The sequence below is a fragment of the Candidatus Pelagibacter sp. Uisw_134_02 genome (assembly GCF_047720265.1).
Lineage (GTDB): Bacteria > Pseudomonadota > Alphaproteobacteria > Pelagibacterales > Pelagibacteraceae > Pelagibacter.
Window position 1 is genome coordinate 507,710 of sequence record NZ_CP159813.1, and the last position, 18,954, is coordinate 526,663.

An 18,954-nucleotide genomic window follows, 5' to 3' on the forward strand; every position below is an offset into this window, starting at 1 on the left:
GATACGACTCAGTGAGAAAGTATTTTATTATGAAAAATCTTCTAGTAATTTTTATTATAGCATTTAGCTTCAATTCTTGGGCTTATGCTAATGATATTAATGAATTTGAAATAGCTGGGATTAGTATTGGTGATAGTGCATTAAATTTTTTTACATTAAATGAAATTATTGAAAATAAATCATATATGTACAATAATAAAAAATATGCAGCTAGTTTTAAGGAGCTAAATAATGAAAGTTATGAAGGTGTACAAATTGAATTTAAAGATAATGATAATAAATTTTTAATAAAATCTTTGAGTGGTAAAATTTTTTATGAAAATATAAGCATTAATGAATGTTATAAAAAAGAAAAAGATATAGTTAACATATTAAAAAAACTTTTTAAGGGTAAATCCGAATATACCGATCATGGCATTTCTTCTCATCCTGCTGACAACTCAGGTAAATCAAAAGGTACTTGGCATACATTTCAATTAAATGATAAAACTGGACATATTTCAGTGGAGTGTATGGATTGGACTAAAGAGATGAAATACATTGATAACCTGAAGGTTTCTATAATTAGTGATGAGATGAATGAATACTTATTAAATGAAGCATACAAGTAAACACTACCGCAATACTCAATGAAAGTATTTAATATGAAGAGACTGCTACTAATTCTTATTTTAACTTTAAGTTTTCATTCTTTAACTAAAGCAGATGATATTAGAGACTTTCAAATAGAGGGAATGAGTGTAGGTGATAATCTTCTAGATCATGTGAGTAAAAAAGTTATTGGTTCAGAAATTACTTCAGAATATGCATATTGGTATAAACAAAATAAATTTGTAGCAATATCTCTATGGGATAAAAAAGATTCTTTTAATAGATATGAAGATGTAGGTGTTACAATTAAACCTGATGATTATAAGAATTATGAAATATTTTCACTTTATGGAAAAATTTGGTTTGAAAATAAAAATATCAATGAATGTTATAATAAACAAAATGAAATCTATGCTGATATCAAAAATTCATTTTTTGATTTAGTAATAAAAGAGAAAGATTGGATAGTCCCAAAAAAAAGAGTTGCATCACATCTTTTGAGCATCAAGTACCGAGATTTATTTTTCATTGACGGAAAGATAAGAGTAGTTTGTTATGAAAGAACTAATGGCAGAGATTTACTTCAAGTAGTTATTAATCAAAATGAATTTATTGAATATCTACAAAGTATTGCGAGCGATGATTAATCTTATATTTTAAAAAGTTTTTCACCTAGTGGACTTACAGGATCTTGTGGTTTTGGTTTGTTTTTTGTTTTTTCTTCAACTATCTGCAGTAATTTTTTAGCAAGTCCTAGACGTCTAAACATTGGGTTAACAAAGATATACTCAATTAGAGCTACCTCATTATACCTAACAAAACCAAGTGTTGTATTGACGTTTTTAAAAGTAATGACACCATCGCTTAAATTAATATCATAATTTATATTATCTAAATTATTCATTAATTATTGCCATCTTGTTTAAGTCTTTTCTCTAATTTTCTTACAAAAAATGAAACAATTAATATCAAAATTAAATATTCTAAAATTAAGAATGTATAAATTTCTAGTGGTCTATAAGTTGAAACAACTAATTCATTCGCTTTTCTCGTTAAGTCACCAATACCTATAATTGATACTAGTGAAGACATCTTTAATACGTAAACAAACTGATTACCTAACGCAGGCAAGATGTTTTTTATTGCTTGTGGAAGAATTACTAATCTTAATCTTTTATAAAAAGTTAAACCTAGTGACGAACCTGCTTCCCACTGTGATTTTTTAATTGAGTTTATACCTGCTCTAAAAATTTCTGCTTGAAAAGCACTCTCACTTATTGCCAGTGCAATTATTCCAGATACAAATGGACTAAAGCTTAATCCAGTCATTATAGGTAGACCATAATAGATCCATAATATTAAAACAAGCAATGGAATTGCTCTTACAATTTCTACATATCCAATATTTATGTATGTTAAAAATTTATTTTTAGCCAAGGATGGTATTGCAACGATAAACCCTAAAATTGCAGATATAATTATTGAAAGTACTGAAATGTAAATGGTTGTAGTTAAACCACTCAGTAAAAATTTCAGGTTTGTTAATCCTTCAACATTATTAGGTGATAGAATAAACCAGCCTAATTCTTGACCACTACATGAAGCTAGAGGCAATATTAAAAGTAAAAAAAGTAAATTTTTCACTCTTAAAGTTATAATGAATTAGAGATTAATATCTAATTTTTTATAAACTTTTTAAATTATATTTAGCAAGCAGTTTATTAAAGAAACCAGATGATTTTTTACTTTTAATCCACTCATTAACATAATCATTCCAAATTTGATCATTTTTGCCAACCATCATTGCTAAAAATGCAGGATTTTTTTCTCCATCAGGAACAATTGCTAATTGAGGGTACTTGATTACTAGTTTATTAGCTTCTGTTGAGCTTGTAATATTTCCATCTGCTCTACCAGCTAGAACTTCTTGAAAGTCTCTTGCAGGTGATTCAACTGATTGTAATTTAGACATAGGAAAGAACTCTTTAGCTTTTTCTTCCTGAGATGTCCCAAGGGTTGTAGCAATCGTTACATCTTTATTGTTCAAAGAGTTCCAAGTTGAATATTTTTTTAAATTCTTTTTAAGTACTAATGGAACAGTTCCATATTTGTAATAAGAATCTGTAAATCCAGCAACTTCTGCTCTTTTTGGAGTTTTAGTAACACTTGTAGAAATGTCATATCTTCCTGCAGTAATTCCTGAGACAATAGTCTTCCATTCAGTTGGGACAAAGGTAATTTTTACACCCATATCTTTTGCTAATTCTTGCATGACATCAATATCAAATCCCTTATATTTATTTGTAGCAGGGTCTTTCATAGTCATTGGATCCCAGTCACCTGTAGTTCCAACTTTTAATTCACCAGATGATAAAATCTGATCAAGTTTTGATTCTGCGTTAAGAGAGAAGGGTAAAAGTGCTAATAGCACCACTAAAAGTATTTTTTTCATAAACTCAATATAGCAATGATCTTAACAAATATAAGGTTATAACCTTGACGCACTATCACTCATCCAGGAGTGTAAATGCTGTGAAAAAGAGCGTCTAACAAATAAATTTACCTCATTTATTTCCGTAAGATGAATAATTACATCAATATGGGACAGTATTGTTTGAATAACTGAACCTTTCTTATTTTTAAATTCATTAAAGTTAAAAGGAGATCCAGTAGCAAATAAATCAAAAACTTTACTACCTTTTATATTTAGCATTACAAATTGATCACTAACATCAGTTACTGCACCCAATTTAGCTTTAGATATATTTTTAATTAATTCGTCTTCTACTTGGTAGGTGTTATTGTCCTCACTCACAGTTTCATTTGATACAATCATCCACTCATCTGGGCTCAACCAAAATGCAGTTAATTGTTGTCCTGAAGTAGATGTATTAGCTTCAGTTGGTAAAACCATATTAAGATTTTTACCAATAGCTGTAATAAAATCTTTTGTTCTACCTCTTATGATTAATTTCATAATAGGTTTAATTTCTTTAATTTCTAAATCAGATTGAGTCACATCTCCCTTAATAGATGTATTATAATTAAGCATTTAACCTCACATTCTCTTTATCAAAAAATATTGGATCAACAATAGTTACATTGATATTTTTATTTTCCATTGGAATAAATAATTTTTGGCCCATCATATTTTTTCCACCTCTAACTACTGCAAGTGCAATAGATTTTTGTAGATTGGGACTATAATAACTAGACGTAACGTGACCTAGCATTTCAATAGGTTTTAATTTAGTGTCAGCAACTATTTGTGCACCTTCTTCTAAAACTTCACTTGGATTATCAGTTATTAATCCAACTAATTGTTTTCTATCTTTTTTCATTGTGTCAGATCTATAAAGAGAACGTTTACCAATGAAATCATATTTTTTTTTGCTCACAATCCAATCCATCTGTAAATCAATAGGTGTCATAGTTCCATCTGTATCTTGACCAACAATTATAAATCCTTTTTCAGCTCTTAATAAGTGCATTGACTCTGTTCCGTAAGGAGTGATATTAAATTCTTTACCAGCTTCCATACATTTCTCCCAAAGAGATTTTCCAAAATTTGCTTGAATATTAATTTCATAAGTATGTTCTCCTGTGAAACTAATTCTCATAATTCTACATTGGATGTTCCCAATTTTTGCATTTTTAAATGACATATGTGGAAAACTTTCATCAGATAAGTCTAAATCTGGTACTAATTTATTTAATATTTTTTTACTATTTGGACCACAAACACTAGCAGTAGCATAATGATCAGTTACCGATGATAAGTAGACATCTAATTCTGGCCACTCTGTTTGAAGGTAGTCCTCAAGCTTACCTAACACATTTGCAGCTCCACCAGTTGTTGTTGTCATAATATAATGATTTTCATCAAGACGAGTGGTTACTCCATCATCATAAACCATACCATCTTCATTAAGCATCAAGCCATATCTGCATTTACCTATTGCAAGTTTTGACCAAGCGTTTGTATAAACTCTATTCAAAAATTCTGAAGCGTCGGTTCCTTGAATATCAATTTTACCAAGTGTTGAAGCGTCCAATATACCCGCACTATCTCTTGCAGCCTTACTTTCCCTTTGAACTGCTTCATAAATAGTTTCATTATTCTTTGGATAATACCAAGCTCTTTTCCACTGTCCTACATTTTCAAATTCTGCATTATGTTCAATTTGCCAATCATTCATTGGCGTACGTCTAAATGTATCAAAATATTCACCAACATTTCTTCCAACAATTGTTCCAAATGTTAAAGGTGTATATGGTGGTCTAAATGTTGTTGTCCCAAGCTCTCCCATTTTAACACCTGCTGTGTCAGCAATAATTCCTAAAGCATGCATATTACCAAGCTTACCCTGATCTGTACCCATACCCGTTGTTGTGTATCGCTTTACGTGTTCGATAGATCTAAATCCTTCTCTAAGAGCTAGCTTGATATCTTTTGCAGTTGCATCATTTTGATAATCAACAAATGGTTTTGTTTTTCCAAGAACTTTATCTGAAGGTAACAACCAAATATTTCTAATTTCTTTATCTTTGGGACACTTGATATTTAAGCCATCATATTCAGTTTCATTAATATTTAAAAAATCTATTAAAGTTTTTGATGTATTTTTAATTATATCATCTAGTTCAAAATCGCCCTTGCAAGAACCAATACTAATTTGATCTGATGGATATTTATTAGGTATAAAAACCTGATCTTGATCTCTAAATTTTAATTTACCACCTGATTGAGTAAATAAATGAACAGCAGGGGTCCATCCTCCAGCCAATGATAGGCAATCACAATCTAAATTAATTTTCTTTGAGCTGGTGAAAGATTGTCCATCTTTAGATAACTCCATAATAGTAACTTTATTTATTCTCTTATAGCCCTCAGTGTTCACAACTGTGTGAGACCTGTAAATTTTAATTCCTAAACTTTCGGCTTCTATAGTAAAATCTGAATCTGAATGTTCCCTGATGTCAATAATTGCTTCAACATTAATACCTTTTTTACTTAATGAAATAGCACTTTCATAAGCAGTATCATTATTTGTAAAGAAAATATTTTTTTGTCCTGATGCTACGCCGTAATAATCAGCATATCTTTTAACTGCTGATGAAAGCATAATTCCAGGTCTATCATTATTATTAAATACTAGAGGTCTTTCTAATGAACCCGTTGCAACAATTACTTTTTTAGCTCTAATCTTTAACAGTCTTTGTCTTACTTTGTTTTGTTTTTCACTTTTAGAAAGGTGGTCTGTTAGATTTTCTCTAGCTAATAAATAATTATATCCATGATAAGCTGCAACACTTGTTCTTGTTTTAATTTCTAAGTTATCTAATTTTTCTAATTCACTAATTTCATTTTCTAACCAAGAAGAAGAATTTTGATCATTTATCTTAATATTTTCAGAGTCCTGATAAATTGTAGATCCACCAATTTCACTTTTTTCATCAAGTAATAAAGTTTTTAAATTATTTTTAGCAGCAGTTTTTGCAGCCATAACTCCTGAAATACCAGCACCTATAACCAATACATCACAATGAATGTATCTGTGATCGTAAATATCAGGATCTGCCTTAGTGGGTGACTTTCCAAGTCCTGCTGAGTGTCTTATTAAATATTCATATTTTTCCCAGAAACTCGCTGGCCACATAAATGTCTTATAATAAAAACCAGCAGGTAAAAGAGGGGACATGAAATTATTTATTGCACCAATATCAAAATCTACACTTGGCCAACAGTTTTGGCTTTTTGCTTCTAAACCTTCATAAATTTCAATTTCTGTGGCTCTTACATTTGGCTCTGTAAGTGCTGTATTGTCATTTATTTGAACGATTGCACTAGGCTCTTCTGAGCCAGCTGTCATTATTCCTCTTGGTCTATGGTATTTGAAGCTTCTGCCAATTAAATGTACATTATTTGATAATAGGGCTGAGGCTAACGTATCCCCTTTAAAACCATAATATGTTTTGCTATTAAATTTAAATGAAACTCTTGTGGTTTCATCAATAAACTTACTAGTTTTTACTCTTAAATTTTTTAACATAGAGTTAAATAGTTGGAGGTTTTTCACCCATTTTATAAACTGATTTAATTTCATCGTTAGAAGTATCACGAACTAGATTAAACCATTTTCTACAACCATGAGTATGGTTCCATCTTTCGAATTGGACACCTTTAATATTTTTTCTCATAAATAGATATTCTGCCCATTCATCATCACTTAGTTCGGTAGGCTGTTTCGGTCTTACAATGTGTGCTTCACCACCAGCTTTAAATTCACTTTGTTCACGTTCACCACAAAAAGGACAAGTAATTAAAAACATTAATGTGCTACCGCTGCTGCTCCATGTTCATCAACAAGGTCACCACTAATAAATCTATTTAAGTTAAAAGCAGCATTTAAATTATGTGGTTCATCATTTGCAATTGTATGAGCAAATAAATCTCCAGAACCAGGTGTAGCTTTAAATCCACCGGTGCCCCAACCACAATTGAAGTACAAACCTTTTATAGTAGTTTTGCTTATAATAGGACTTGCGTCTGGACAAATGTCTACAATGCCACCCCATTGTCTAAGCATTCGCATTCTACTAAAAATTGGGTAAAGTTCTAAAATTGCATTTAATGTACCTTCAACAATATCATGACTTCCTTTTTGTGAATATGAAACATAATCATCTGTACCTGCACCTATTACAAGTTCACCCTTGTCAGATTGACTAACATAAGCGTGGACCGCATTTGACATTACAACAGTATCAATAATTGGTTTTACTGGTTCCGATACTAAAGCTTGAAGAGGTTTGCTTTCCAAGGGCAATCTTAAGCCTGCCATATTAGCTAGTACACTTGAGTGACCAGCAGCAACTATACCTATCTTTTTTGTTTTGATAAATCCCTTAGTTGTTTCTAAACCCTCTACATCATTACCGTTCCTTTTAATTCCCTTAACTTCACAATTTTGAATTATATCTACACCCATTTCATCAGCACCACGTGCATACCCCCAGGCAACAGCATCATGTCTTGCTGTACCAGCTCTTCTTTGTAAAGTCCCACCCAAAACTGGATAACGGATATCAGGAGATGTATTAATAATAGGACAAAATTTTTTAACTTCTTCTGTGCTTAAATAAACAGCATCTATTCCATTTAATCTATTAGCATGTGTTCTTCTTTTTAAATCTCTAATATCTTGCAAATTATGAGCAAGATTCATTACACCTCTTTGACTAAACATCACATTGTAATTTATTTCTTGAGACAAACCTTCCCATATTTTTAAAGCATGATCATAAAGACCAGCACTTGCATCCCATAAATAGTTAGATCTTATAATTGTAGTATTTCTTCCAGTATTTCCTCCACCAATCCATCCTTTTTCAACAACAGCAATATTTTTCATATTATGTTTTTTAGCCAAATAGTAAGCTGTAGCTAAACCATGACCACCACCACCAACAATAACTGCATCATATTCTTTTTTTATAGTAGGATCTTTCCAGGCCTTTTGCCAATTTTCATGATAGGAAAAAGCATTTTTAGCTAAGGAAAATATTGAGTACTTATTTTTCATAATAATTAACAAGAATTACTTTATAAATATTGAATATTCAATACAATCGGTTATATCAATGTCGCAGTGGAAGAGTGGGTGAGAGGCTGAAACCAGTCGTTTGCTAAATGACCGTGCGGGGAAACTTGTACCGAGGGTTCGAATCCCTCCTCTTCCGCCATTAATATAACGGGTGATTTTTAAAAAAATCCTTCATTTTAATTGGTTTTTTTTCTAGGATATATCTATAGACGTTATAATTTTCCATAACACGTTGAACATAGTTTCTTGTCTCTTTGAATTTAATCAATTCAACCCAATCAACAAAATCAACTTGTTTTTTTTGAGGATCTCTGTTTATTTTTTTCCAATATTTAACTCTCTTTGGACCTGCATTATATGCAGCTGTAGCAAATGGATAGGCGCCATCATACTGTAAAATTAAACCAGCAATATAATGTGACCCTAAGTTAATATTGTATTCAGGATCAGATGTTAACCTTGATTTTGAATATGGTAGTTTAGCCTGTTTAGCAACTAACTTTGCTGTGTAAGGCATTAACTGCATCAGACCTTGTGCTCCAACATGACTATTCGCTCTCATGTCAAATTCACTTTCCTGTCTAATAAGTGAGAGAATAAAAGCAGTTTCTGGTATTTTTCTTCCATTAACAAACTTAGGTGTACTCATAATTGGATAATTAAAATTATTATGAAATCTTTTTTGGTAAGATGCAATTTTTGAAATTTGTATTGCAAAATCATATCTTGATATATTTGTTGCAAGTTCAGCAGCTAAAATTTCACTTCCACTTTCAATATTATCATTAGCTAAGTGTTTTAATATGTGTTTTGTATATTTATCTTTGTTTAATTCATCTAAAAGATGAATAATTTTTACTAATTCTTTTTTGTAAAAATATTTTTTATATTCATTAGGAACGATTGCCTGCTCATCTAATTCAAATGTCTCATTAGGTTTAATTCTTAAAAATGCTAATTGACCATAATAAGTTGATAAATATTTTGTTGCTTCAATGTACCATTGTTTAGATTGTTTTTTATCACCAATTTTTTCATAAGAGCGTCCAAGCCAATAAGCTCCACGTGACAAACTAATAGGGTAACTTACATTTTGATAAAAGTTATTAAAATGATCAATGGCTAAAATAGGATCATCCAAAAAGCTTAATGCAATCCATCCACTCATCCATTCAGCATCAGCAAACTCTACACTTTTATCTAAAGAATGTTTACTTGCAATTTTATATGCAGTTTCATATTTCTTCTTATAAATTAGAGCTCTTGCCATTATCGCTCTTTCTTTCCACCATTTATCAGGTCTAACTAAATAATTTTTGTCATTTGGAACTTTAAATAAAATCTCTAGGGAATCATCAACTCTACCTCTTTTTCTTCTCCATTTAAGACGATCATAATTGAGACCAGCATCATTTTTAAGTTTAGCTGGCACATTCTTGATAGCATTATCAACACCATAAGATTTACTCATTAAAATTTGTCTAGCCGTATAAAGCAACTCATAGTCTTTAGGTAAATATCTTAACATTCTTTTTAAGTCCCAAAATTTACCTTCCCAAGCTAAATAATCAGCACGTTTAATATAATCATCTGCGTTTAAATATTTTTTATATTTTTTTCTAAAGAACTTCATGTCAGATCTATTTAAATCTGCTGTAATCCAACCTTCTTTAATTAAAGTTCTACCTTTTGCAAGATCGCCAGTTAGTATCAAGCTTTCTCCCAGAATTAATTTTCCATAACCACTCAATGGACCTACAGAACCAAGCCACTCTATTATTTTTTTTGGTGAAATTTTATCTGTTGATAATTTGTGCTCAGCTAAATATCGAATTCTTCCAATTCTTGGGTAATTTTCATTACGTTTAATAAAGGATAAATAATCATAGAAACTTGCTTGATTGCCAGTGGTTAATAAATGCCTCCACTGAATAAAATTATGTATAGATTTATCTTTGGCTTTTTTGGATTGTGATAAAGCTGCAGACCATTGTCTTTTTTCCATTAACTGAATAGTTTTTTTTGCAATATTATAATCTTTTGAACTATAGTATTTTGATTTAGCCCTAACTACTGATTTTTCTTTTTTAACAACTAGTGGCTTATTTTTTGGAATTAAAAAATTAATCTTTTTTTTCTCTTTTTTAACTATTTTTGTATCAGTTATTTCATCATTTTTAGAAGGTTTGGGTTTAGGCTTAATGATGCCTTGAAATATCTTTGTCTTTTGAGTTTCTTTGTCTAAAATAGGTTTTTTTAAGGGAATTATTAACAATTCAGCTGCAAATAAATTTCCTATTATTATCAAACTTAATAATAACGATTTTATAAAAAAAAATATTTTTCTAAGCATAAATTTACTAAATGAATCTCTAAACTATGTTATAAGTATTTATGTTCAAAGGATCAAATGTTGCTTTAATAACTCCGTTTAAAAATGATAAGCTTGACGCAGAGGCTTATATTAAGCTTATTCATTTTCAAATTAAAAATGGCACTAATGGACTAGTTCCTGCTGGAACTACTGGAGAATCTCCAACTTTAAGTCACGACGAACATCAAAAAGTTATTGAATTATGTATCCAAGAAAGCAAAGGAAAATGTATTGTGATTGCAGGCACTGGCTCAAACTCGACAAAAGAAGCTATATCATTAACTACTCATGCAGAAAAAGTAGGTGCTGATGCTGCTTTAATTGTAACGCCTTACTACAATAAACCTACTCAAGAAGGTTTGTATCAACATTATAAAGCGATTAATAATAAAATTGGTATTCCAATTATAATTTATAACATTCCAGGTCGATCAGTAATCGATATGTCAGTTGATACAATGTCTAGATTATTTGAGTTGAAAAATATTGTTGGTGTAAAAGATGCTACAGGTGACCTTAATAGAGTTAAACAACAAAAAGATAAGATGGGTAATGATTTTATTCAACTAACAGGCAATGACGATAATGCATTCGAATTTAATAAAAGAGGTGGTGTTGGTTCAATAAGTGTTACAGCAAACATTGCACCTAAGCTTTGTTCAGACTTTCAGAAAGCATCTCAAATTGAATCTAATGATGCAAGAAAAAAGGCAGCCAAATTGGATAAAATACTTCAACCAGTTCATAATTCGATGTTTGTTGAAAGTAATCCAAGCCCAGTTAAATATGCTGCAAAACTTTTGGGATTATGTGAGGATGATGTTAGATTGCCCTTGGTTAAAGTAACAGATTCGGCTAAGGATATTATTAAAAAAACTCTAGTTTCATCAAATTTACTTTAATGAACAAGAAAACCATCTCTGGTTTAAAAATCATATGTTTAAATAGAAAAGCAAGTTTTAATTATTTTTTTGAAGAACTAATAGAAGCAGGAATTGTGCTTAAAGGATCTGAAATTAAATCAATAAGAGATGGAAAAGTCAATATAGCAGATTCTTATGCTGTAGAAAAAGATGGTGAAATAGTTTTGATTAATTCCCATATTGCTGCTTTTAAACAAGCTAGTTATTCAAATCACAATCCAATGGATGAAAGAAAACTTCTTTTAAATAGAAAAGAAATTAATAAACTAATTGGAAAAATGCAGAAAGATGGTTTAACGCTAGTTCCTACAAAAATGTATTTTAAAAAAGGTAAGGCAAAAATTGAAATAGCTGTAGCAAAAGGAAAAAAACAATTTGATAAAAGAGCTACTAAAAAAAATAGGGATTGGAATCGTGAAAAAGCAAGGCATTTTAGAAAATCAAGCTAAACAGGTTTATTTAGCTATAGGATCTAATTTAGGAAATAAGATTAATAATATCAATCTAGTTAAATCTGAATTAGAAAATAATAACATTAAAATCTTAAAGTCATCATCTAATTATATTTCAGAGTCTTGGCCTGACAAAACAAAACCTTATTATATCAATATTGTTATAAAAATTATAACAAACTTATCACCAATTGATTTATTAAAACTTTGCAACTTAATAGAATTAAAATTGGGTAGAATTAGAAATGAAATAAATGCACCAAGAACATGTGATATTGATATTATTGATTATGATCAAAAAATATTAAATCATAATATTGGAAAGTTAATTTTGCCTCATCCACGAATGAACAAAAGAAATTTTGTATTATTGCCTTTATTTGAAATTGAAAAAACTTGGAAACATCCAAAATCAAAGATTAATATAGCAAATTTAATCAACTCTTTACCAGTTAAAGACTTAAGGTCTATTAATCAAATATAAATTAATGCTATAATCAAATATGTTTAATTCCGAAGAATTAATAAACAAGGTAAAGTCTTATAATAAATTTTCAAATCCTGAAAAATTAAATAAAGCTTATAACTTTGCAATAAAGGCTCATGAAAATCAAAAGAGGGATTCTGGTGACCCATACTCAAATCATCCAATTGCTGTAGCAAACATATTAACTGAGCTAAAACTTGATAGCGCAACTATAGTAACTGGACTTCTTCACGATACTATTGAAGATACTTATGCTACTTATGAAAACATAAAAAATGAATTTGGTCAAGAAATTGCAGATTTAGTTGATGGTGTTACAAAAATATCAGTTTTTGAAAATCAAGCCACAACCACATCAAAAGCTGAAAATTTTAGAAAACTAATTATAGCAACATCAAAAGACATTAGGGTGCTGCTTGTTAAAATTGCAGATCGATTACATAACATGAGGACAATTGATGCAATTTCAAAAAATGAAAAAAAAGAGAGAATTGCAAAAGAAACTATGGAAATTTATGCTCCTTTAGCTGATAGAATGGGAATGCATAGAATTAGAGATGAATTGGAAGATTTATCTTTTAAAGTTTTAAATAATAGTGCGAGAGAACTTATAAAGAAAAGATTGGATGAAATTAAAGACGATAAAGTAAATAGTTTTAATTCAATCTCATTAGAGTTTAGTGGCTTACTAAATGAATATAAAGTAAATGCTGAAATCTTTGGTAGAGAAAAAACTCCATTTTCAATTTGGAGAAAAGTTCAAAAAAAAAGAATATCGTTAGAACAAATCTCAGATATTATTGGGTTTAGAGTAATCCTCGATAACGTTGAAGACTGTTATAAAGCTCTTGGCATTTTTCATAATAGATGGAATTGTATACCTGGTAAATTCAAAGACTACATTTCATCACCTAAAATTAATAAATATCAATCAATTCATACTTCCATTATAGGACCCAATAGGAGACCTATTGAAATACAGCTTAGGACGCTCCAAATGCATGAATATGCAGAAAGAGGTATAGCATCCCATTGGAAATATAAATCTTCTGAAAAATTTAATTCATTAACATGGAAAGAGTATGATTGGCTTGCTGATCTGGTTGAAATTATTGATAAGAATGAAAATCCTGAACATTCTTATGAATATACTAAGCTACAAATGTTTCAGGAAAATGTTTTTTGTTTTACACCAAAAGGATCTGTAATTAAATTGCCAAAAGATGCAACGCCTATTGATTTTGCTTATGCTGTGCATACAAAAATAGGCAATAGTACTATTGGTTGTAAAATTAATGGTAACGATAGTGAATTACAAAGCATTCTTTACAATGGAGATGTTGTAGATATTATCACATCAAAGAATAAATCACCATCTTTACACTGGATACCTATTACAAAAACTGGAAAAGCAAGATCAGCAATTAGAAAATATTGGTATAAAAAAGGTGAGGAGAAAGCCCAGAGAATTAAAAAATATAATACTACACTATGGATTTCTTTACCTGACAAACCTGGGAAACTAGGTGAAGTTACTACTTTGCTTGGTAAGCATAGTTTAAATATATCTAGTGTTGAAATGAAGGAAAAGTCGAAAGAATATATTAATTTTAGATTTAATCTCATTATACGTGATCTGAAGAACTTTACAAATTTTATTAGTGAGTTAAAACAAATGGAAATAAAGTTTAAAATTATTAGGCACGAAGATAACTGGTTAAAGGAACGTAATGCTTTCACACAAAAAATCTTTAAATATTTTAAAAAAAACTAACGCACTTTTAGAAGGTCATTTTGTTCTTTCATCAGGCTTGCATTCGCCGAAATATATCCAGTGTGCTAAACTATTAAGCTTTCCACATCTATCTAAAGATATTTGTAATTCACTAGCAAAAAAAATTAAAAAAAAATTTAAATCTATAGATTTGATTTTAGCTCCTGCAATGGGTGGTGTTATTATTGGTTATGAAATTGGTAAAATTTTAAAAAAAGAAACAATATTTTGTGAAAGAGTTAATGGTAAATTTACTTTAAGACGAGGCTTTCATATAAAAAAAGGATCAAAAGTTTTAATAATCGAAGACGTCATAACAACTGGCAAATCGAGCTTAGAGTGTGTTAAGTTGATTACAAAACCAGGCGCCAAACTTGTTGGTTTTGCCTCAATTATCGATAGATCAACCAAAAATTCATTAAAGATAAAAAAGAATATTATCTCACACATGAAGATAGACGTCCCCACATTTAAGAAAAACAACCTTCCAGAAAGTCTTAAAAATACTCCAATTACAGTCCCTGGAAGTAGATTTATTAAATGACAAGATTAGGTGTTAATATTGATCATGTCGCTACAGTAAGAAATGCAAGAGGATCGTTCCACCCTGATCCATTTACTATTGCTAAACATGTAGCAAAATGTGGAGCGCATTCAGTTACTATTCATTTAAGAGAAGACAGAAGACATATAAAAGATGCTGATGTTGTTAAAATTTGTAAAAATAAAAAGATAATCACTAATTTAGAAATTTCACTAAACGAAAAAATAATAAATATAGCATTAAAAAATCGACCTAATTTTATTTGTATAGTTCCTGAAAAAAGAAAGGAAGTGACAACAGAGGGTGGATTAAACTTAATTAAAAATAAAAAAAAAATAAAAACAATAATATCCTTATTTAATAAGAAAAATATTAGAACAAGTTTATTTGTTGACCCAACGTTAAAAGATATAAAAATTGCAAAAGAGTTAAATGCTAATTGTGTTGAATTGCATACAGGAAAAATTTCTAATTTAGTAAAAGAAAATAAAAATTATAAAAATGAATATTTAAAAATCAAAAAATGTTCTAAGCTCGGTGTTAAACTTGGAATTGAGGTCCATGCAGGTCATGGTCTTGATTATAAAACCACATCTATACTTAGTAAAATTAAAGAAATTACGGAATTTAATATCGGCCATTTCATAATTGGTGAGTCGCTTATTCATGGTTTGAAAAAAACTATTAAGGCATTTAAAAAAATAACTAATAAATAGATATGAAAATTCTTGGTATCGGTGTTGATATAGTAGATAATATTAGAATTCATAAATCTTTAAAAAACGTTAATTTTATTAAAAGAGTTTTTTCTAGCTCAGAAATATTGTTAGCCAAAAATATAGTTAATAAAAAATCTTATTATTCTAAAAGATTTGCTGCTAAAGAGGCATTTTCTAAAGCAATTGGAACTGGTTTTAGAGAGAATTTGAATTTTAAGGATGTAACTATAATTAACGATAAGTTAGGTAAACCCTCATTTGTAGTCACAGATAAAATTAAAAAAATTGTAAAAAAACAATTTAAAATATCATCCTTTGATTTCTTTCTGTCAATTTCAGATGAAAAAAAATATTCTATTGCCTACGTAATTTTACAAAAAAAATGATAACAAAAAAAATTATAATTGATAATATTAAAACAATTTTTTATGCTTTAGTAATAGCTATTGTTATTAGATCTCTTTGTATTCAACCTTTCTATATTCCCTCATCATCAATGGAGCCAACACTTTTAATTGGTGATAGATTATTTGTTACGAAGTATTCTTACGGTTATAGCAAACATTCTTTTCCTTTTAGTCCACCAATAATAAATGGAAGACTATTTTCTAATAAACCTAAGATTGGTGATGTTATTGTTTTTAAAACACCTGCTGATAATAGAACAGATTATATTAAAAGATTAATTGGTCTACCAGGAGATAATATTCAATTCATTAATGGTGATTTATTTGTAAACAATAATCAAATTTTAAAATCTAGAATTGCCCAAAATGATAAAATTTATTGTGGAAATCAAACTATAGATGTTAATACATTTGAGGAAAAACTTCCAAATGGAAACACACATAATAGTGTATATTTAAAAAATTATAGTTTTCAAAATTCTGATAATTTTATAGTTCCTTCTCAACATTATTTTTTCTTAGGAGATAACAGAGACTGCTCTAAAGATAGTAGATACTTAACCAGTGTTGGGTATGTGCATGAAGACAATTTAGTCGGTAAAGCGCAATTTATTTTTTTTTCATCTGATTTTAGAATTGGAAATATTTTTTCTTTTTGGAAATGGCATAAGACAATTAGATTTGACAGGTTTTTTAAGAAAATCATTTAATGAAAACTAACCCCACAACATTAGAAAAGAAATTAAAATTAAAGTTTTCAGATCAAAAAATCTTTATTAAAAGTTTAACGCACAAAAGTTTTGATTCAATAAATAACAATGAAAAGATTGAATTCTTAGGAGATAGAGTTTTAGGCCTTATTATTGCAAAAAAATTATTAGAACTGTATCCAGAAGAAAGAGAAGGGGTGTTAGATAAAAAATTTGCTTCATTAGTAAATAAAAAAAAATGTTTAGAAATTGCTAAAAAAATTGAACTAGAGAAATACATTTTGGTTTTAAACCCTAAGAATAAAAAAATTCAAATTGAAGATAAAATAGTAGCGGACTGTTTAGAGGCTTTAATTGGAGCAATCTATCTTGACAAAGGTTTAAATTTTACTGAAAAATTTATTCTTAATTTATGGAGTGACCATATTACTGCGAGCATTATAACTCAAATTGATGCAAAGACAAAACTCCAAGAATACTCACTTAAAATTTTTAAAGTGCTGCCTATCTATAAGCTAATATCTAATACTGGGCCTCGACATAAACCGCTTTTTAAAGTTGCTGTTAAATTAAAGAATACTAAATTTTTCACAGCAGAGGGAACTTCTAAAAAAGATGCAGAACAGAATGCTGCATCTTTATGTTTTGAGGAGGTTTTAAAAAAATGAATTGGGACGATAGCGCTTATTTAGTTTCTAAAAATAGATATAGTGAAAATTCAATAATTGCAGAAGTTTTTACAGAAAACCATGGAAAAATTTCAGGAATAATTTTTGGTGGAACTTCAAAAAAAATCAAAAACTATTTGCAAATTGGTAATAAAATCTATGTAAATTATAATTCTAAAAGTGTTACTAGAATTGGTTATTTTAAAATAGAAATTTTAAAAGCTTTAACACCACTCTATTTTGATGAAAATCAAAAACTATCCTGCATTACATCAGCAATGCACCTTATAAAACTTCTTACTGCTGAAGCTCAAGCTAATAAAGAAATTTTTAAATTAATTGATAAATTTTTTGAAATATTAACTTCTGATAATTGGATACAAAAATATATTTTCTGGGAGTTAGAACTTTTAAGATTATTGGGATATGATTTAGAATTAAAAACTATGGCTGAAAAAGAAATTATTGATAGTGAAGTCAATTATTACGTTAAATCCTCAACCGAAAAAAAAAGTATTCCAAATTTTCTAATAGATGAAAATAATATGGATGTTAATTTAAAAAGTTTACTTAAAGGCCTAAAACTTGTTAGTGATTACCTTGAAAAAAGTATTTTAAAACCAAACAATTTAAACCTTCCTACTTCTAGGACTCATTTTATTAATCTTTTAAAATAATTATTTGATTAAATCGTTAATTCTATCTGCGTAATAACTTACAATAGCGTTTGCTCCAGCTCTTTTAAAAGAAATTAAACTTTCTAATACTGAGTTTTTATCTATTAAACCTTTTTTAATACTATTACTTAATAGTGAGTATTCACCTGAGACTTGATAAGCGAGAACAGGAATTTTAAAATTATCTTTAACTGTTTTAATTATATCTAGATAAGGCATACCAGGTTTAACCATAACCATATCAGCCCCTTCTTTAATATCTAGAGCCACTTCTCTTATTGCTTCATTGCTATTTCTAAAATCCATCTGATAATTTTTCTTATCACCTTTTAATAAACCTCTTGAACCAACTGCATCTCTAAAAGGACCATAAAAACTTGAGGCATATTTTACTGCATAAGAAAGTATCTGAACCATTTCATGACCTTCTTTATCTAAAGCTTTTCTTATTTTACCAATTCTTCCATCCATCATGTCGGAAGGTGCCAAAACATCACAGCCGAACTCTGCCTGAAGTAAAGATTGATTTATCAAAACTTGAATAGTTTCATCGTTTAAAACATAGCCTGACTTTATCAAACCGTCATGTCCATGAGACGTATATGGGTCTAAAGCAACATCACACATAATACCAATTTCATTCTTATATCTTTTTTTAATATATTGAATGGCTTTACACACAAGATTATTTTCATTTAAAGCTTCTGTTCCAATTTCATTCTTCTTATTTTTGCTAGTGTAAGGAAATAATGCAACCATAGGTATTTTGTTCTTAATCGCTCTATCTATAATGATACCTAATTTATCTATAGTATACCTATATATGTCAGGCATTGTTTTAATTGATTGTTTAATATTTTTCCCATCAATTAAGAATATTGGTAATATAAAATCACTAGATGAGAGGCTATTTTCTTGAATTAACCTTCTAGACCAATCGTTTTTACGACTACGTCTAAGTCTTAAATTTGGATAATTTCCTGTAATCATGTTTAAATCTATTTTTAAAATGCGACAAATG

Annotated in this window: 21 protein-coding genes and 1 tRNA gene; 13 read left to right on the top strand and 9 right to left on the bottom strand. The window is 29.2% G+C overall.

What is annotated here, in order from left to right; translation table 11 throughout:
- Positions 1–29 precede the first annotated feature (29 nt).
- The gene (locus ABXT56_RS02805) at positions 30–611 is read left to right on the top strand and encodes a hypothetical protein (protein WP_415301070.1); all 582 of its coding nucleotides are present in this window, start codon (positions 30–32) and stop codon (positions 609–611) included.
- Between the two features lie 33 nt (positions 612–644).
- On the top strand, positions 645–1,238 hold the full coding sequence (locus ABXT56_RS02810) for a hypothetical protein (RefSeq protein ID WP_415301072.1): 594 nt from the start codon (positions 645–647) through the stop codon (positions 1,236–1,238).
- 2 nt (positions 1,239–1,240) lie between these two features.
- Here the strand turns inward: ABXT56_RS02810 and ABXT56_RS02815 are convergent, their stop codons facing one another.
- The 7 genes from ABXT56_RS02815 to ABXT56_RS02845 are packed head-to-tail and all read right to left on the bottom strand — an operon-like array spanning position 1,241 to position 8,177.
- A complete protein-coding gene (locus ABXT56_RS02815; protein ID WP_415301074.1) occupies positions 1,241–1,495 on the bottom strand; it encodes a GNAT family N-acetyltransferase in 255 nt (84 codons plus the stop codon).
- Positions 1,495–2,235, bottom strand: a complete 741-nt coding sequence (locus ABXT56_RS02820; RefSeq protein WP_415301076.1) for an amino acid ABC transporter permease — start codon at positions 2,233–2,235, stop codon at positions 1,495–1,497. Before ABXT56_RS02820 ends, ABXT56_RS02815 begins: the two co-directional genes overlap by 1 nt.
- Before the next feature lie 40 nt (positions 2,236–2,275).
- Positions 2,276–3,043, bottom strand: a complete 768-nt coding sequence (locus ABXT56_RS02825; protein WP_415301078.1) for a transporter substrate-binding domain-containing protein — start codon at positions 3,041–3,043, stop codon at positions 2,276–2,278.
- Positions 3,044–3,079: 36 nt separating this feature from the next.
- Positions 3,080–3,643: a sarcosine oxidase subunit gamma gene (locus tag ABXT56_RS02830; RefSeq protein ID WP_415301080.1), complete on the bottom strand. Its 564-nt coding sequence runs from the start codon at positions 3,641–3,643 to the stop codon at positions 3,080–3,082.
- On the bottom strand, positions 3,636–6,644 hold the full coding sequence (locus ABXT56_RS02835; RefSeq protein WP_415301082.1) for a sarcosine oxidase subunit alpha family protein: 3,009 nt from the start codon (positions 6,642–6,644) through the stop codon (positions 3,636–3,638). The genes ABXT56_RS02830 and ABXT56_RS02835 overlap by 8 nt, the downstream gene beginning before the upstream one ends.
- A 4-nt stretch (positions 6,645–6,648) precedes the next feature.
- Positions 6,649–6,924 (bottom strand): sarcosine oxidase subunit delta, encoded by a 276-nt coding sequence (locus ABXT56_RS02840; protein ID WP_415301083.1) that lies wholly within the window; start codon positions 6,922–6,924, stop codon positions 6,649–6,651.
- A complete protein-coding gene (locus tag ABXT56_RS02845; RefSeq protein ID WP_415301085.1) occupies positions 6,924–8,177 on the bottom strand; it encodes a sarcosine oxidase subunit beta family protein in 1,254 nt (417 codons plus the stop codon). Before ABXT56_RS02845 ends, ABXT56_RS02840 begins: the two co-directional genes overlap by 1 nt.
- 68 nt (positions 8,178–8,245) lie before the next feature.
- Between ABXT56_RS02845 and ABXT56_RS02850 the strand changes: the two genes are divergently transcribed.
- Positions 8,246–8,337 (top strand) — tRNA-Ser (locus ABXT56_RS02850).
- On the opposite strand, the gene ABXT56_RS02855 is transcribed toward ABXT56_RS02850, so the two are convergent.
- Positions 8,338–10,551, bottom strand: coding sequence for a lytic transglycosylase domain-containing protein (locus ABXT56_RS02855; RefSeq protein ID WP_415301086.1), 2,214 nt, complete (start codon positions 10,549–10,551; stop codon positions 8,338–8,340).
- A gap of 41 nt (positions 10,552–10,592) precedes the next feature.
- Between ABXT56_RS02855 and dapA the strand changes: the two genes are divergently transcribed.
- Genes dapA through recO form a run of 10 tightly spaced genes read left to right on the top strand, consistent with a single transcriptional unit; the run spans position 10,593 to position 17,933 of the window.
- Positions 10,593–11,474: a 4-hydroxy-tetrahydrodipicolinate synthase gene (dapA, locus tag ABXT56_RS02860; protein ID WP_415301088.1), complete on the top strand. Its 882-nt coding sequence runs from the start codon at positions 10,593–10,595 to the stop codon at positions 11,472–11,474.
- On the top strand, positions 11,474–11,944 hold the full coding sequence (smpB, locus tag ABXT56_RS02865; protein WP_415301090.1) for an SsrA-binding protein SmpB: 471 nt from the start codon (positions 11,474–11,476) through the stop codon (positions 11,942–11,944). The genes dapA and smpB overlap by 1 nt, the downstream gene beginning before the upstream one ends.
- Positions 11,910–12,431, top strand: coding sequence for a 2-amino-4-hydroxy-6-hydroxymethyldihydropteridine diphosphokinase (folK, locus tag ABXT56_RS02870; protein ID WP_415301092.1), 522 nt, complete (start codon positions 11,910–11,912; stop codon positions 12,429–12,431). The genes smpB and folK overlap by 35 nt, the downstream gene beginning before the upstream one ends.
- Positions 12,432–12,450: 19 nt before the next feature.
- Positions 12,451–14,208 (top strand): RelA/SpoT family protein, encoded by a 1,758-nt coding sequence (locus tag ABXT56_RS02875; protein WP_415301094.1) that lies wholly within the window; start codon positions 12,451–12,453, stop codon positions 14,206–14,208.
- On the top strand, positions 14,165–14,752 hold the full coding sequence (pyrE, locus tag ABXT56_RS02880; RefSeq protein ID WP_415301096.1) for an orotate phosphoribosyltransferase: 588 nt from the start codon (positions 14,165–14,167) through the stop codon (positions 14,750–14,752). The genes ABXT56_RS02875 and pyrE overlap by 44 nt, the downstream gene beginning before the upstream one ends.
- Positions 14,749–15,468, top strand: a complete 720-nt coding sequence (locus ABXT56_RS02885; protein WP_415301098.1) for a pyridoxine 5'-phosphate synthase — start codon at positions 14,749–14,751, stop codon at positions 15,466–15,468. The genes pyrE and ABXT56_RS02885 overlap by 4 nt, the downstream gene beginning before the upstream one ends.
- A 2-nt stretch (positions 15,469–15,470) precedes the next feature.
- Positions 15,471–15,857 carry a holo-ACP synthase gene (acpS, locus tag ABXT56_RS02890; protein ID WP_415301100.1) on the top strand — a complete coding sequence of 129 codons (387 nt, stop codon included), beginning with the start codon at positions 15,471–15,473 and terminating at the stop codon, positions 15,855–15,857.
- On the top strand, positions 15,854–16,588 hold the full coding sequence (lepB, locus tag ABXT56_RS02895) for a signal peptidase I (protein WP_415301102.1): 735 nt from the start codon (positions 15,854–15,856) through the stop codon (positions 16,586–16,588). The genes acpS and lepB overlap by 4 nt, the downstream gene beginning before the upstream one ends.
- Complete coding sequence (gene rnc / locus ABXT56_RS02900; protein ID WP_415301104.1) at positions 16,588–17,256, top strand: ribonuclease III; 669 nt, start codon at positions 16,588–16,590, stop codon at positions 17,254–17,256. The genes lepB and rnc overlap by 1 nt, the downstream gene beginning before the upstream one ends.
- On the top strand, positions 17,253–17,933 hold the full coding sequence (gene recO / locus ABXT56_RS02905; protein WP_415301106.1) for a DNA repair protein RecO: 681 nt from the start codon (positions 17,253–17,255) through the stop codon (positions 17,931–17,933). The genes rnc and recO overlap by 4 nt, the downstream gene beginning before the upstream one ends.
- Here the strand turns inward: recO and hemB are convergent, their stop codons facing one another.
- Positions 17,934–18,923 (bottom strand): porphobilinogen synthase, encoded by a 990-nt coding sequence (gene hemB / locus ABXT56_RS02910; RefSeq protein WP_415301108.1) that lies wholly within the window; start codon positions 18,921–18,923, stop codon positions 17,934–17,936. It lies immediately after the preceding gene.
- Positions 18,924–18,954: the final 31 nt, after the last annotated feature.